The following is a 13,843-nucleotide window of genomic DNA, read 5'->3' as shown; positions in this document are numbered from 1 at the left end:
GGTTTCCCAATTCTAGGGGAAAGTTTCCCAACTGGCAACACAAGTTGAGTCACTTGGCTTTAGGTTCGGAAGGTTCCGTCACCACGACGATGGCTTGCGCATCGCCTTCGAGGGCGCGGCCACGGTGAGGCGTGCCAGATTCGAAGTACAGACTGTCGCCTGCCTCCAGGACATAGCGCTGGAGCTTGCCATTCAGCTTGAACTCGAATTCCACCTTGCCGGAGAGCAGAAAGACGAACTCTTCGCCACTGTGTTCGAAGAAAAAGTCCAGGTCTGTTGCTGACGGGAAGGTGAACATGAACGGATCCATCAGCTTGTGCTGCTTCTTATGGGCCAGGCTCACGTAGTCGTATCCATAGGCACTTCCACCACGGACAACAGGCTTCCTTTCCCAGTGATGGACCACTGAAACGGGGCGGTCGACCTCTTCAATGGTCGCGGCTTCTGTCGGATTGGGGTCCGTGAAAAAATAGCTGAGCTCCATACCCATAGCGCGCGCAATGCGCGCTAGCGAGCCGATGGGAGGGGCCTTTTTGCCGTTCTCGATCTTGGAAAGATAGCCTTTGGTGAAGCCCGACTTCTCAGCCAGGGCATCCAGCGTGAGGCCGTGATCTATCCGTGCCATGCGCAACCGCTGGCATACGACTTCTTCATCATCCTGTGCTGCGCTGGTGTCCTGGGACACGTTCGCAGCAGCTCGGGGTTCTTGGGCAGGGGTCGTGTTCTGCTGGAGGGCTTTTGCCGACATGGCTCGCAAATCCGGTCGTCCGTTCAAGATGGGAATCAGGAAACGCAAGGTTTCCTCCGGAGATTGTATGCGGGATTTGCGAGCCCACCCAAGATGGAACGGCACGGACCGTGCCGAACCGGCTCGCTCAGGAATCGTAGAGGTTATCGCGATGGGTCTCCGGGCTTGCCGCTGTGGCAATCAGCGTCACGATACCCAGCACAGCGATCATGATGGCCACGCCGACGAAATGTCCCTGCCTGGCAAGCAGGGCGGTGGCCAGCATCGGTGCCAGGCCGCCGCCAATGCCGGCCGCGACCTGACATCCCAGCGAGGAGCCGCTGTAGCGAACCTTGGTGCCGAAGAGTTCGGGTAAGAGGGCCGCCTGTGGTCCATACATCGAGCCATGGCCAATGTTCATGCAGACCGCGACTGTCAGAGCAATCACGGCGGGGTTGCCGGTCTGGATCAGGAGAAAAAGCGGATACGCTGCAGCGATGGTGAAGAGGGAGCCCATGAAGTAGAGCGTGCGGCGGCCCCAACGGTCCGATAGCCACCCGAACAATGGAATTGTGAAGAGTTCGAGAGCGGCGCCGAGCAATACGCCGTCAAGGATTACGGTCTTGGGGAGATGTAGAACCGTGGTGCCGTAGACCACAACAAAAACGGTCAGGATATAGACCCAAGCAACCTCGCAGATCTTCAGCCCAATACTGATCGCCAGGTTACGCCGATGCTTAGTAAGGACCTCGAAAAGCGGGATTTTCGGGCTCTCCTCTTTCTTGTCGGCAGCTGCGGCCGCGAATACAGGCGACTCAGTTACCTTAAGCCGGATGTAGAAGCCGAGAGCCACCAGTATGGCGCTAAGCAGGAACGGGATGCGCCAGCCCCACGCCAGAAAGTCTGCATCAGGCATGCGCGACAGATAAGCGAAGATTCCAGTGGAGGCAAGCATCCCGAGGGGGAAGCCCATCTGTACAAGGCTGCCGTAGAAACCTCGCTTATCCCGCGGCGCGTGTTCGATGACCATCAATGCCGCGCCACCCCATTCACCGCCAATCCCGATGCCCTGGACAACGCGCAGCAGAATCAGCAGCACCGGTGCCCAGACGCCGATCTGAGAGTACGTCGGTAGCAGGCCGATGGCGAATGTTCCGCTACCCATCAGGAACATAGTGGTCATCAGCATCGTCTTGCGTCCGATCTTATCGCCGAAATGACCGAAAACCACGCCTCCAAGAGGGCGCGCGATGAAACCAACAGCTAATGAGCCCAGCGCCGCAAGGGTGCCCATCAGCGGGTCCAGCGTCGGAAAGAAGAGTTTGTTGAATACGAGGGCGGCAGCGGTGCCGTAGAGCAGAAAGTCGTACCACTCAACCATGGTGCCGATGACGCTCGCCATCACGACCTTTCCCATGCTGTTGGTGCCTGTGGTGGGGGGAGCTGTAGGGGCCAGTCCCGCCGCATCGGAATTGTAGATGTCCATTCCTTGTCTCCTGTTCGTCGTAGCCTGAGGCCACTGGTTTCCTTTGCCTGCGCGTTGATGGTAGACAAAAAGGAAACATATTCAATCAAACAAGGGTAAACGAGAGAAACATATGGGCATTAAGCGCCATAAATGGCCACTTCGCGTAAGCTGGAGTTGACTGGAAGGAAACATTTGACTACATTGATTCGTGGCGGCATCGCAGACTCCGCGTGCGCGCTTTCCCCATCTTCCATACCAAGGAGACAGTCGTGACAACTCTGACCGAGAACAAGCACTTCGCCGAACGCCTCAAAGGCAAACTGGAACCGACGGCCGGCGGATCCGTCTACGTCGACCCCAACACGCTTGAGTGGGAGCCTTCCCAGTTCGAGAAGATCTCCATGAAGGTCCTGTATCGCAACGACGAAGCAGGCGAGATGACGGTGCTGCTGAAGTGGGAGCCGGGCGCGGTTCTGCCTTTCCACAGGCATCCAGAAATCGAGCAGAGCTATGTCCTGGAGGGATCGTTTTACGACCACGACGGCATCTGCCGCGCGGGTCAATTCGTTTGGCGGCAGCCTGGCTCGCTGCACGAGACGCATTCGGATGAAGGCTGCCTGCTGCTTGCTGTCTATCGCAAGCCCAATGTGTTCTTTGGTACGGCGGGTTTCCGCAAGGGGTCCTGAAGTCGGGTGAGGGTGGGGCGATCCAGGTGGATTGCCCTGGTAGCCTATTCGGAGGTAACCATGACGTATGTCGTCACCGAGCCCTGCATCAATTGCCGCCACGGAGATTGCATCGAAGTTTGTCCGGTTCAAGCCTTCCACCAGGGACCGAACTTCATGGTTATCGATCCAGAGGTGTGCATCAACTGTTCAATCTGTGAGGCTGTCTGTCCGGTTTCGGCCATCAAGAGCGACTTCGACCTGGCTCCTCATGAGGAAGAGTTTGTCGAAATCAACCAACACATGGCAAAGCAATGGCCTTTGGTCACCGTTGCCCCACAGCCGCTCCCTGATGCCGAGGCCTGGGCCTCCTCGAGCGACAAGAGGAGGTTTTTGAAACTATGAGATTCGCGGGCGCGCACCAACTCCGACTTTGAATGTCAGGAAATGTCAGGTGAACGGTGAGTTGAGCTGGGCGCCCGTGGCGGCATCCGTGAATCCGTCAAAGCGACCATTTGCCAGGGATTGTGCAGCCTGCATGAAGCCGCCCCATGCGGCCCTCGCCAAAGCGCCGCCGACGCTGACGCGCCGTACGCCCAGAGCGGCGAAGTCGCTCAATGTGAATTCAGAGCTCGAGCCCACCAGCACATTGACGGGCTTCGGCGCGACTGCTGCGACTGCCGCGGCGATCTGCTCTCGCGTCTTTATTCCCGGGGCATAGAGACAGTCGGCGCCTGCTGCCGCATATGCCTTGAGTCGCGTGAGCGTGTCTTCCAAGTCTGGTACTCCCACAAAGAAGTTTTCCGCGCGGCCTATCAGCATCGTGTCGCCGCCAACCTCGTCAATTGCTTGACGGGCAGCTCTGAGACGTTCCACAGCGACGTCCAGCGGAAGTAACGGATCCGTCGCGTCGGCAGTCGAATCTTCTATGGAAAGCCCTGCGACGCCGGCGGCAACAGCCAGCTTCACACTTTCCGCCACGCCGGCAGCATCTTTGCCGAAGCCGTTCTCGAAGTCCGCGTTCACTGGTAAGTCCCTGGCAGCCACCATCTGCTCCAGATGCGTGAGCACCGTATCCCGTGACAAGTGATTGTTGGCATGTCCGGTTGACCATGCAAAGCCGGAACTGGTGGTCGCGATGGCGCGGAAACCGAGTGCTTCAAGGTAGCGAGCACTGCCTACATCCCAGGGGTTGGGAAGCAAGAAACAATCTGAAGCGTGCAGTGTCCAAAACAGGGCGCGCTTCTCTGCGATTGTGCGTGGCATGACATTGGCTCCTTGAACAGGGACTCCAATTACCGCTCGGCGCTCGTGGCTTTGCGTCCAACAAGTCATTGGGTATGTTGATGAGCTAAGCATACTGGCTCACAGCAAGTTGCATCGAGGTGGCGAGCGCTCCCCCACAAAAAGACCCTGGCTCGCGGAGTACGAGCCAGGGATATGGGGAAAGATAGAACAGCGCAGCAGCCAATCGCCATCAACTCGCATGAGAGTGCTTACCCTTACGGAGCAAAGGGTCGACGCTAATGCGGCTGAAAAGCTCTAGCGGACTGTACGGTAGCGCTGCGGGTCGGCCCTACTCAAGCGCATAAAAGGGTATGCAATGTTCTCTTTTTCCAAACAATTGGCTCATTGAAGCTCTGCTGCAAGGACAGGCCATAAGTCCGCATCTGGTTTGCAGCTTAGCTTCCAGAGGAATTGAGGCATATAACGAGGGCGATCATCGTTGATGACGCAACAGTTTCTAGACTGAATTTCACGCCTCGCCCAAATCCAATTCATCCAAGTTTTCCTTGAACATCTATCTAGTAGTAGATACCATTCAGATCACGGACTAGGGCAGCGATGACACAAGGAAACCCGCCCGAACCCACGCAGTACAGGCAAGTGCTTTTTTTTGACCTCATCATCTATCTAGCAATAGATAGATGATGCCTAAAGAGGCACTTAATCTACGGTAGACCCAAGTTGAGCCTCTCCATGACTGAGGACTCGACAGTCCAAAGTAAGGAGTGCGTGATGAACGCCAAGAAAATTCTGACCCTCGCCATCTTCGGTGTTGCAGCACTGGCCGGCACGGCCCAGGCCTGTTCGTCGACCAGGAAGGCGGGTGAAGCCTATGGCTACTGCTATCGGGCAGACGACCAAGGAGGTGCCCACGCAGCGCACCAAGGCAAATTTGATGCATTCACCGAAGGCGCCCGTCAGGGCAAGTTTGACGTCTTCAGTGATGGCGCTCGTCAGGGCAAATTCAATACGTTCACCGACGGCACGCACAGCATCGCTGGTATGGACCGTTCGGGTCCGTCCGCTGAGCCGCGGCTGAAGATGGACATGTACTCGGACGGATTTGTTGTCTGACCAGGGCAGCGACCTGGTGGTCGCTCGAACTTTGATTCATTGGAGTGAAATCACGACGTTACGGATCGTTTTGTCAAGCTTGCGCGAGGTGCCTCTGCGTTGTCGGAGGTCCCTAACAACGTCGTAGCCGTTCGGTTTTGGGAGTTCCTCTACGAAACGGTCCGCAAGGCCCATGGGCCGAAAAAACCAATCCGAACGAGATCGATTTTCGCGTGTTTGAGCAGGGAGGCCGTTGACAAGTATCGACAAAGGCATGGACTTGGCGAGCTCTTGTGCCGAGTCGAGTTGTTAGAAGGGACATCCTTCATCGCCGATATGACTCTGCTAGACCGTATCCGCCCCGAAGCTTCATATAGCCAGTCAATATCGGACGTGCAGGCGTATTGGGACGGGCGGATGTCGTCCGACCCGCTCTGCGAGGTTCTTCTTCAAGGACGTGTCCGCTTATTGGCGTCTGACGAATAGATCCTTCGCAACCGCCTGGGTGGCTACGTCAGCGTCTCCTTTGGGTCGACATGGCCGGTCGCGTCAGACGGAGCACCAATCGTCGATGCAAGCCAAGGGATTCGATGGCGCCCTGCCGCTAGCAGGTTGTGTCGAACTCTATTTCTCTGAAGTGAGTGCGCGTGTGTCGCCAAACTCCTGATTTTATGGGGCACCATGTGTCAAACTCCATTGTTCCTTCACACCGCATCGGAGACGACTATCTCTGCCCAAAGGATGGCGACGTTGGCTACACGGATAACTTGGCCGATGCAGGCACGTTTGACACGGAAGAGAAAGCCAAGGATGCGGGCCGCGATCACTGCGATCCGGGCTTTGTAGTGATGCGCGACCCACGATAACAGCACGGAAAAGCCAGATATACAAATGCCACAGAAAAGTTCCGAAAGTAGTAAGCCGGTCGAAACGTTCTCGATGGACCAGGCACGAGCAATGTTTCGAGGCGGCCTGATCGATGATTTCACGGTCATGCGGGTAAATGGCGCATGGTCCCTTGCCCTCATGGTTGCCGGCGGTAAGCAAGTTACCCCGCTCCGAACTGCGGAGTCAGGGCGTCATGAGCCCTGCTCATTTCTGACGCTGGACGACGCGATACTCGCTGCGCACCAAATTGGATTTGATACGCGTTCGCTTGGCTTCTGGCGGCCGCTTGGGCCGCAGATTGCGCGCATGATGGCTGGCGCTGGTAACTCGGAAAAGCCATGATTGGTCTGTTGAAGAACTGGTGGTTCCTCGCCGCCGTCAAAGCCGAATCGTTGGCCAGCATCGGGATCAAGCATTTGTAGATCGCATCTGCCATCTTCCTGCGAACCGTGCGCTGCTCGAATCAATCCGACGCACGTCGTATTTTCGGGGGACAAAAATCGCGCCGTTTCTGTCAGTCTGCGAGTTGTTAGGGGCGAGCTTCGACACCGCTGACTTGAATGAGGATGACCAGAAGCTGTGTGCCGCGCTACTTGCACAACGGCTCTTGACGGTCTCAGGCGATCCGGACTTCAGACTGCGGCACGTCTTGATCATCGGATCATTGGAGGGAAAGCTAGCTTCGTCGCGGCATTTTGCCGGGGCAACAGAGACCAGCACCTCTGGAACATAGGAAAGGCAGATGATCGACGATGCACTGTTCGGTACGATTCAGACGCTTGTGAACAAACAATAGAGTTGGACACGAAACAATAGAGTGCGACACAAGTCGTGCGCGCGCCGCGCCAAGTAGGATGCGGCGTCGAGTCAATGTCATGTTGTATTTTTGCAACTCGCCTCCACGACTACTCCGCTACTGAATCCATTCTGTGGCGGATTTTCGTCACTCGCCCTCAAAAATACGAACGTACAATGATCCAGTAAGCCATTGTTTCTTGCGCGACCCTGGTACTAGACTTGCCGATGTGTCCCTCAACTACAGATTGGCTGATAGTTGCCGCTATCGGCGGCGACCGTGAGCCGTCCAATTAAGTCACCCCACTCCAGGAGAAGGAAGTTGAACAAATCCGAATTGATTGCGGCAATCGCCCACAAGACTGACCTCACCAAGGTGGATGCCGAGCGCGCCGTGAATGCCTGCATAGATATCATCCAGGGCACAGTTGCATCTGGAGGCGACGTTACGGTACCGGGTTTCGGCACCTTCAAGAGTTCCGCGCGGGCAGCGCGTGACGGTCGCAATCCTCAGACGGGCGAAATCATCAAGATCGCCGCAACGACTGTTCCCACTTTCACCGCTGGAAAGACCTTCAAGGAAGCAGTGGCCACTGGCTCGAAGTAATCTCCGAGCCTTGCCGGAAAAGGTTGAATAGGATGAAGCGTTTGCTTGTGCTGCTGCCGCTAGCGGCGTCCCTGGCTGGCTGTGGTGTCATGGCTGCGCCATGCCGTTTCGCGTCGGCCGGTCTGAAAATGATCCCCGCGATAGGTGGAGTAGCTGCCGCCCCAGCAGACGGCTGTGCAGCAGAAATCGACTAGCAAGGAAGAAGATGAGTCTGCGGATTTCAACGGCGCCGCTTGATGCCGCCTCCAAGGCGATTCTCGCCAAGTTGCTTAGCAACGGCTGGAACAAGGCTGGTGTTCAATATGTTACGGACGAGAGCGTCGTTTCAGCGGCCGAGTTTGCGTACCTGCTGAAGCACGGCGCGGTAGAGCTGCGTACTGAGAACGGGGTGATGTTCGCTCCCATTCTCAATAGGTATGCCAAGCCGGCATTCGGTCCTGAGGTTGGAAAGATTGGATTCCAACTGAACATCGATCTCATGTAGGAAAAGGCAATGTCGGACTCCCGCGCGTGCGCCGGCTGGCTGGCCACGGTTGGCCACCGTCATCCTGGCGTGCGCCGGGCTACCTGCCTGGCAGATGAGTGAATTTGAGAACGGGAAAGTGGGTGATGGAGCGGAATACATCCAGACGTAAGCGGGCCGATTTCACGCCCGGAGTAAAGGACTCGCTCGCGAGCGCGGCTAATCACCACTGTGTACGGCCAGGCTGCAATCGGCTCACACACGTGTTCGACATCACCACGAGAAAATACGTTCATTTTGGCGCCGCAGCGCATGATGCGGCGGCTTCGGAGGGTGGTCCGCGCCCAGACCATACGATGACCCGGGCGCAACTTCGGGCCTACGATAATGGTGCGTGGCTGTGCATGGGCTGCGCAACGCTCGTGGACGTGCTGTCGCCGCGGTTCCCACCCGGCATGCTGAAGAAGTGGCAGTACGACGCCCATCAGCACTTGGTGAACGTGGCACTCCATCCGATGCCCGATGCCAATATTCCTTGGCGCACGTCCGTGTCCAACACAAGAAGCTTCTGTGCGCGCCTCCGCAAGGTCGCGCCACAGATGGACTATAGGCGCGTAGTCGCCTTCACGGACAGTGTGATGTCACTGCTCGAACAACTGGTGCGGGACTGTAACGGGCTGCAAGCGGGCGATCACCCGCTGAGCTCGCTGTATGCGCATACAGTGAATGTTCAATTGCGGGTGACGGATGCGCTGCGAGAGATCGTAAAGTACATCCGGGCGGGCGGCGATGGCTGGCACCGTGCATGGCCGGATGGGTGGAATGCAGCCCCTGCGCCTTCGGTGACCTCCGGCGACGACCAAGTGTCGGCGTGGTGGAGCGACGTGCTGGAGGCGCGCTACGACCTGACCGAGTTCTACATGGGGCGGTATGATCACCGCCGACTGGACCTCTGGTAATACGCACGCGCACGACACGCGCGGCCTTGAAAGCCCATCAGCCAACAAGGGCTTGCCTCACGGCACTTGTGACCACGTGAGCAGAGACGGCGCGCATGAATGATTGGCTATAGGAAAAGCAAGCCATGGCGGACCTTCTGAATATCGTGTGGGGGCAACAGCCGAACGGGGATGGGTGGGATGTCCCACCCTACCCGGTGATCTGGATTTCCGTTGCTGCTCTGGAGGCGGAATGGCGCAAGACCGGGGACTACATTTCAGCAGGTGGTGTCGGATCGAAGCATGGCGGCAGGTATGAGCACTTCGGTGAGTTCTTCTCCAACGCCGAGTTCGTCTTTATGCCGACCGTCTGTCTAGATGACGAACGGCGGGTTTCATTCACTGATGGTCGTCACCGGTTCGCCTGGTTGCGGGACCGCGGACTACGCTCTTTACCTATCGCGGTGCCGCCGGATCAGGCGGCTTCCTTCGAAGCTAGGTTCGGAACATCCGATCGCGTCGGCGCAATCCTCTGACAGACAAAGGAAAACAATGCCACCGCCCCTGAGATGGGAGGAGCGTCTCCACTACAGAGACAGTCTTCGGACAGCGAGATATGCGGCACTTGCCGCCGCGTCACGCTACGGCGACGGCAATCGGACTATGCATTGGGCTTGAGGAGGCGTTAATGCAAGAACAGCAGGTGGCTCGTACAAAGGTTAGAGACTTCATGGTCAGAGGCACGGTGACCGTACATCCGTGGCAGCCTGTTGCCTATGCACGGCAGGCTCATGTTGATGAATTCATTCACGTATCTTCCAGTCAGAATCGGGGGCCAGTGGAAGCTGCTCCCCGACGTTTCCATGCCAAAGCTTCTTCCCCGCGGCGGCCCCCAGAGAAAGATGGCACTAGGCACGTCAATCGAAAATGCTGTGTCAGTGAGGACGGCCCCCTCGTTCTTGTAAATGCCCGTGTCGTCAAGCCTGACGATGACGTCGCAGGCCTACTCGATGATGTAAACCAAAACCTGCCTACATTGTGGCTTGTGGACGACGAGAATGGAGGACTGTCCGGGGTACTTTCACCTTTCGATCTGATGTAAGTTCATAGGAAGAGGGGCGACATGGTATCGAGCAATTTTTCATCTGTATTGCCATCAATATTGCCTCGCGCGATAACGCGGGCGGAGAGCGTGGCCGGAGCGGTGATGCAAAGCGGAAGCACGCTAACCGAGGGAGGTCTCTCGGATGGTCACCTCTTTGGTAGGGGCGCAGGCCCATCCCAGCCCGGCAGAATTGCGGTTGACGGGCACGACACCTGACTGGAGAACTCAATGGCGCGCAGAAAGTACCGCAGACGCAGTCATCTTGCCGAGGAGATCAATCGATCCAGTCCCGGCATGCAGAAATTCTGGGCTTGCGTGATCGTCATTGCCTTTGTGTTTGCGATTGCGATGCTCTTCCGGCACTGAGGCGCAACAAGGGACGAAGGAAACGAACGGTGTATGGATCATCGTTGAGATCGTCCAAGAGGGCGACGGGATAGTGACTGAACGCCCCTTCTGGTTGAGACTGGACGGTCAATGGACGGGTTGGATTCGTGCTTCGATGGCCGATCTCTCCCGGAGTGAGTGAAATCGAAGAACAGGGAGAGCCTATGTCGAAGCAAGAGCAGTTTTTGTGGGCGGTACAAACGATCATGCTAGCGAACGCAGTCAACCTCGCACTTGAACCCGAGGAGGCGAAGAAGAAGCGGCATATCTTTTCTGCTACGGGAACCATGGGCACCCTTCACGATGCGCTTCATGCGAGCGACCGCATTCCAAACGACATGACAGCAGTAGAGGCCGCAAATGAATTCTGCGGCTACATGCTTGAAAATCTGCGCGAGCCAGGCGACAAGGTTCCCATGTGGTTCGCGCGTAGTTGAGAACGGTCAGGAAAAACATGGCAGACGTTGTGACCTTGCTCGATCACTGGCAGACGCTCGTCGGCTCATTCATAGGCGGCCTCATGGGCGTAGTCGGCGCGCTGATCGTTGCAGCGCTGACCGTGCGCCGCCAGCGCTGGGTGATGGCCTCTGCGCTGCTCCCCGACACGCAACAACTAAGAGCCACCCACGATGCACTCGAACGGGCGTTGCAATCCATCGATCCGCCGCTCGGAGAGTGGGCTCGACCTCAGTGGCGTGCGGAGCGTCTTGCACAACTGCGCCCGACGTTGTCAGCGCTTCCTGACGGTGTAGCCGTGACTCAGGTATCCGACCTCGATGCGCGACTAAGCGCACACTTGATGCACTGTCGGATGAGGCACAAGGACTTGGACGCACTTCTGCAGCAATTTGCCGCCGCGCTCAATGGCTCGCGGGCGCCGATGCCTGCGGCCAATGTTCCCGCAGCGATGCCCGTGGTGCAGCGAAGTGCAGAACGAGTGCAGCAGGCGTGGGACCTATGTGTCGAACACGGCACGCTTGCGGAATACCTGCTGGACCGATTGATTTTCAATAGCTGGCCAAACATTTGGCACCGGCTGCGCATGCGCTGGTGGCCGAGCGACCTTGACCGTCGCTCGATGCATTTGCTGAATTCGGGTTAGATCCTGGGCACACAGGCCTCCTATCAACACGATACGGTCGCATAGGAAAAGACAGCATACGGAGATTGCAATGAGAAAGCACATTCTCTCGCTTCTTCTGGCTCTCGTGAGCGGAGTGGCAATGAGCGCTCCGACTGGCGCCGACCTGCTGCGTTCATGTGGAGCGGTGGTCAAGCAGCAGGACGGCATCACGATCTCCGTGGACGAGAGCGCGGAATCTATTTGGTGCATCGGATATGTTGCTGGATTCCTCGACGCCGTTGGTATGACACCGCCAAAGGTCAATGGGAAGCAAGCCATTTGCCTTCCGCCAAACGGTATCACGAACGACCAAGCCATCCGGCTAGTGGTGAAATGGCTGCGTGAGAATCCGGATGGCCTTCACCAGAGCGGCCGCACGGAAGCGCTTATCGCTCTGTCGAAGGCCTTTCCGTGCCAGTAGAAACACCGAGGAAAAGCACATGAACCGCTATCTAAAGAAACGGTTGAAATCGCGCTGCTTGCTGTAGCGCGGCATTGCTGCTCATCGTCGTGCGTGGGGCCTTCGCGCAACCACCGAGCGTCGATTGGAAGTTATATGGCGGCACATCGTTATATGAGCGAGCATGGTGCTTCTACGACGCAACGGGGATCACACAGATGCCCAACGCTCACGTGAGGGTGTGGGCAAAGTGCCTCCGTGAAAAGGACCTAGATAGCGTCGATATCCAAAAGGCCTTCGGCGGCAAGATCCTGGAGAACACTGCTCAGAAGGTCGGGAGCAAATACGTACCGCCGTTCGCAACGGTGGAGACGGTTGACGCCGACCAACGTTTGACGGTCACGCAATACGAAGTCACAGCAGACATCGGTAGCTTGGATCCACAAGCCAGCATATTTTACGAACTCGACTGCCGGGGACGCATGATTCGAGAGTTAAGCACTTCATTTCAAACTGGCGGCAAGCGCGGCTCCAGCGACAAACCGGGCGATTGGAGGTACATCCCTCCGGAAGGGAACGGCGCGCGACTGCTAAAGATCCTGTGCGTGGCACGATAATTCAATCGGTGACTGTATTGATGCAGTTCGGAACGACTAGGAAAAAGCGAACAACATGGATCCACTGACTGCACCGTGCGTGGGGGCGGACGGCAACGCAGCTGTCACGCAGGTGGGATCGAGCGATTCCCGGACGTTGCTGCACCTGACGGTGCAGCTGATCGAGTCTCAGGCCGACAGGGTGATCCCGGTCGGCCACTTGTGGATGAACGATGCCCAGGTGCTGGCGCTTAAGCTCTATTATCACCTCGCGTCGCTGCACGTGCTGGTGCAGCCTGTCGAGGTGGTGATGCCCCAGGGTTCGGCGTCGCACGTCGACCATAGTTCGGTGCTGATTCTGGCGCGGGCAGCCTTGGAGACCTATCTGACGTTTGCACATGTGTATGGCTGTAGCGATCCCGACCTGCGGGAATTTCGTCACCTGACGTGGCATTGCGCGGGCCTGCTGGACCGGCAGAAGCTGCGGGCGAGCGCGCGCAAGGCCGAAAACAGGCAGAAGTTGGCGGACGAAAGGGCGGCCATCGAGACGCTACGCGCCGCGATGCAAGCCCATCGCAGGTGGGCGCAACATCCTGCGAAAGACCGCAAGGCGTTCCTGAATGGGGATTGGCGCGCGGGGCGGGCGTGGGCAGCGATCGGCGTCCAGGCCGGGTTTCACCCCGCGCAAATCCGCGATCTCTACAGCTATCTGTGCGGCTACTCGCATGCGAGCTGGCTGAGCATACTGCAGATCCGTGATGCGCGCGATCTCGCCCAGCAAGCCACCATGGCCGCCACGTCTGTGAGTACTGCATGTGTCCTCATGGGCTACTTCGCGAATCACTATGTGGCGCTCTTTCCCGAGGCGGCACAAGTCATGGCCGCGCAGCCGACGGCGGCGGCACTGGTAAGGAAGTGGCATCTGACTGCTGAGCGCATGGCCGGCCAGTATGAGGGTGACTGAACCACAAGGAAAAGCGCCCCGTGCGCCCGAGGCTGGCCGGTAGCCAGCGTCTAACAAAAGTTGACAACCCATGGATAACTGGAAACCAATTTTCGACGGTACGATTGACGGCCGTCCGGTCACACTTAAGGAATGGAAAGATGACGAAGGCCGCCACCTGCTGTTACGTCCCGCGCTATTTGAGGGCCGACATCCCGGGCTAATCGAGGTGAAACGACAGTGTTTGTCTCGCGCTGCGATGGGAATGAACATGACCACGCAGAGCGCGAGATGAAGTGCTCGGTAGGCTTCAGGAATGCGGGGGTGAAGCGACGCCGGTAGGTATGTCGGCCGCGATGGTGATGATGGGACAGCGGGCCTGAAGCGGGGGGAACGGC

The 13,843-nt window shown here is 57.6% G+C and carries 18 protein-coding genes; 15 read left to right on the top strand and 3 right to left on the bottom strand.

Features of this window, described 5'->3' with window-relative positions:
• Positions 1 to 49: 49 nt before the first annotated feature.
• Together ACGLHR_RS15305 and ACGLHR_RS15300 are read right to left on the bottom strand one after the other, a co-directional pair.
• Positions 50 to 796 carry a helix-turn-helix domain-containing protein gene (locus ACGLHR_RS15305; RefSeq protein ID WP_400094892.1) on the bottom strand — a complete coding sequence of 249 codons (747 nt, stop codon included), beginning with the start codon at positions 794 to 796 and terminating at the stop codon, positions 50 to 52.
• Positions 797 to 875: 79 nt separating this feature from the next.
• Complete coding sequence (locus tag ACGLHR_RS15300) at positions 876 to 2,213, bottom strand: MFS transporter (protein WP_400094891.1); 1,338 nt, start codon at positions 2,211 to 2,213, stop codon at positions 876 to 878.
• Positions 2,214 to 2,464: 251 nt separating this feature from the next.
• Here ACGLHR_RS15300 and ACGLHR_RS15295 point away from each other — a divergent pair, with 251 nt between their 5' ends.
• Together ACGLHR_RS15295 and ACGLHR_RS15290 are read left to right on the top strand one after the other, a co-directional pair.
• Complete coding sequence (locus ACGLHR_RS15295) at positions 2,465 to 2,881, top strand: cupin domain-containing protein (RefSeq protein WP_400094890.1); 417 nt, start codon at positions 2,465 to 2,467, stop codon at positions 2,879 to 2,881.
• Between the two features lie 60 nt (positions 2,882 to 2,941).
• Positions 2,942 to 3,265, top strand: a complete 324-nt coding sequence (locus ACGLHR_RS15290) for a DUF3470 domain-containing protein (protein WP_400094888.1) — start codon at positions 2,942 to 2,944, stop codon at positions 3,263 to 3,265.
• A 45-nt stretch (positions 3,266 to 3,310) separates the two neighbouring features.
• On the opposite strand, the gene ACGLHR_RS15285 is transcribed toward ACGLHR_RS15290, so the two are convergent.
• Positions 3,311 to 4,126, bottom strand: a complete 816-nt coding sequence (locus ACGLHR_RS15285) for an oxaloacetate decarboxylase (RefSeq protein ID WP_400094886.1) — start codon at positions 4,124 to 4,126, stop codon at positions 3,311 to 3,313.
• 753 nt (positions 4,127 to 4,879) lie between these two features.
• On the opposite strand from ACGLHR_RS15285, the gene ACGLHR_RS15280 reads away from it, so the two are divergent.
• The 13 genes from ACGLHR_RS15280 to ACGLHR_RS15220 all read left to right on the top strand — a co-directional run bounded on the left by ACGLHR_RS15280 (position 4,880) and on the right by ACGLHR_RS15220 (position 13,466).
• Entirely contained in the window at positions 4,880 to 5,221 is a 342-nt protein-coding gene (locus tag ACGLHR_RS15280) for a hypothetical protein (protein ID WP_400094884.1), read from the top strand.
• Between the two features lie 870 nt (positions 5,222 to 6,091).
• Positions 6,092 to 6,430 (top strand): hypothetical protein, encoded by a 339-nt coding sequence (locus ACGLHR_RS15275; protein WP_400094882.1) that lies wholly within the window; start codon positions 6,092 to 6,094, stop codon positions 6,428 to 6,430.
• 775 nt (positions 6,431 to 7,205) lie between these two features.
• A complete protein-coding gene (locus ACGLHR_RS15270) occupies positions 7,206 to 7,490 on the top strand; it encodes an HU family DNA-binding protein (RefSeq protein ID WP_400094881.1) in 285 nt (94 codons plus the stop codon).
• A 32-nt stretch (positions 7,491 to 7,522) separates the two neighbouring features.
• Positions 7,523 to 7,684 (top strand): DUF6726 family protein, encoded by a 162-nt coding sequence (locus tag ACGLHR_RS15265; RefSeq protein WP_400094879.1) that lies wholly within the window; start codon positions 7,523 to 7,525, stop codon positions 7,682 to 7,684.
• An 11-nt stretch (positions 7,685 to 7,695) separates the two neighbouring features.
• Entirely contained in the window at positions 7,696 to 7,974 is a 279-nt protein-coding gene (locus tag ACGLHR_RS15260; RefSeq protein WP_400094878.1) for a hypothetical protein, read from the top strand.
• Between the two features lie 242 nt (positions 7,975 to 8,216).
• Positions 8,217 to 8,912: a hypothetical protein gene (locus ACGLHR_RS15255; RefSeq protein WP_400094877.1), complete on the top strand. Its 696-nt coding sequence runs from the start codon at positions 8,217 to 8,219 to the stop codon at positions 8,910 to 8,912.
• Positions 8,913 to 9,037: 125 nt separating this feature from the next.
• Positions 9,038 to 9,427 carry a hypothetical protein gene (locus ACGLHR_RS15250; RefSeq protein ID WP_400094875.1) on the top strand — a complete coding sequence of 130 codons (390 nt, stop codon included), beginning with the start codon at positions 9,038 to 9,040 and terminating at the stop codon, positions 9,425 to 9,427.
• 797 nt (positions 9,428 to 10,224) lie between these two features.
• Entirely contained in the window at positions 10,225 to 10,362 is a 138-nt protein-coding gene (locus ACGLHR_RS15245; RefSeq protein ID WP_400094874.1) for a hypothetical protein, read from the top strand.
• 185 nt (positions 10,363 to 10,547) lie between these two features.
• Positions 10,548 to 10,820 (top strand): hypothetical protein, encoded by a 273-nt coding sequence (locus ACGLHR_RS15240; protein ID WP_400094873.1) that lies wholly within the window; start codon positions 10,548 to 10,550, stop codon positions 10,818 to 10,820.
• A gap of 17 nt (positions 10,821 to 10,837) precedes the next feature.
• Positions 10,838 to 11,485, top strand: a complete 648-nt coding sequence (locus tag ACGLHR_RS15235; RefSeq protein WP_400094872.1) for a hypothetical protein — start codon at positions 10,838 to 10,840, stop codon at positions 11,483 to 11,485.
• A 70-nt stretch (positions 11,486 to 11,555) separates the two neighbouring features.
• On the top strand, positions 11,556 to 11,927 hold the full coding sequence (locus ACGLHR_RS15230; protein ID WP_400094871.1) for a Rap1a/Tai family immunity protein: 372 nt from the start codon (positions 11,556 to 11,558) through the stop codon (positions 11,925 to 11,927).
• Between the two features lie 74 nt (positions 11,928 to 12,001).
• Positions 12,002 to 12,523: a hypothetical protein gene (locus ACGLHR_RS15225; protein WP_400094870.1), complete on the top strand. Its 522-nt coding sequence runs from the start codon at positions 12,002 to 12,004 to the stop codon at positions 12,521 to 12,523.
• Positions 12,524 to 12,578: 55 nt separating this feature from the next.
• A complete protein-coding gene (locus ACGLHR_RS15220; protein WP_400094869.1) occupies positions 12,579 to 13,466 on the top strand; it encodes a hypothetical protein in 888 nt (295 codons plus the stop codon).
• The last annotated feature ends 377 nt before the right edge of the window (positions 13,467 to 13,843 follow it).

Origin of the sequence: Cupriavidus sp. CuC1 (assembly GCF_044627735.1) — a bacterium.
Taxonomy (GTDB): domain Bacteria; phylum Pseudomonadota; class Gammaproteobacteria; order Burkholderiales; family Burkholderiaceae; genus Cupriavidus; species Cupriavidus ulmosensis.
Note: the sequence above shows the minus strand (reverse complement) of the source record. Positions and strands in the feature narration are given on the sequence as shown.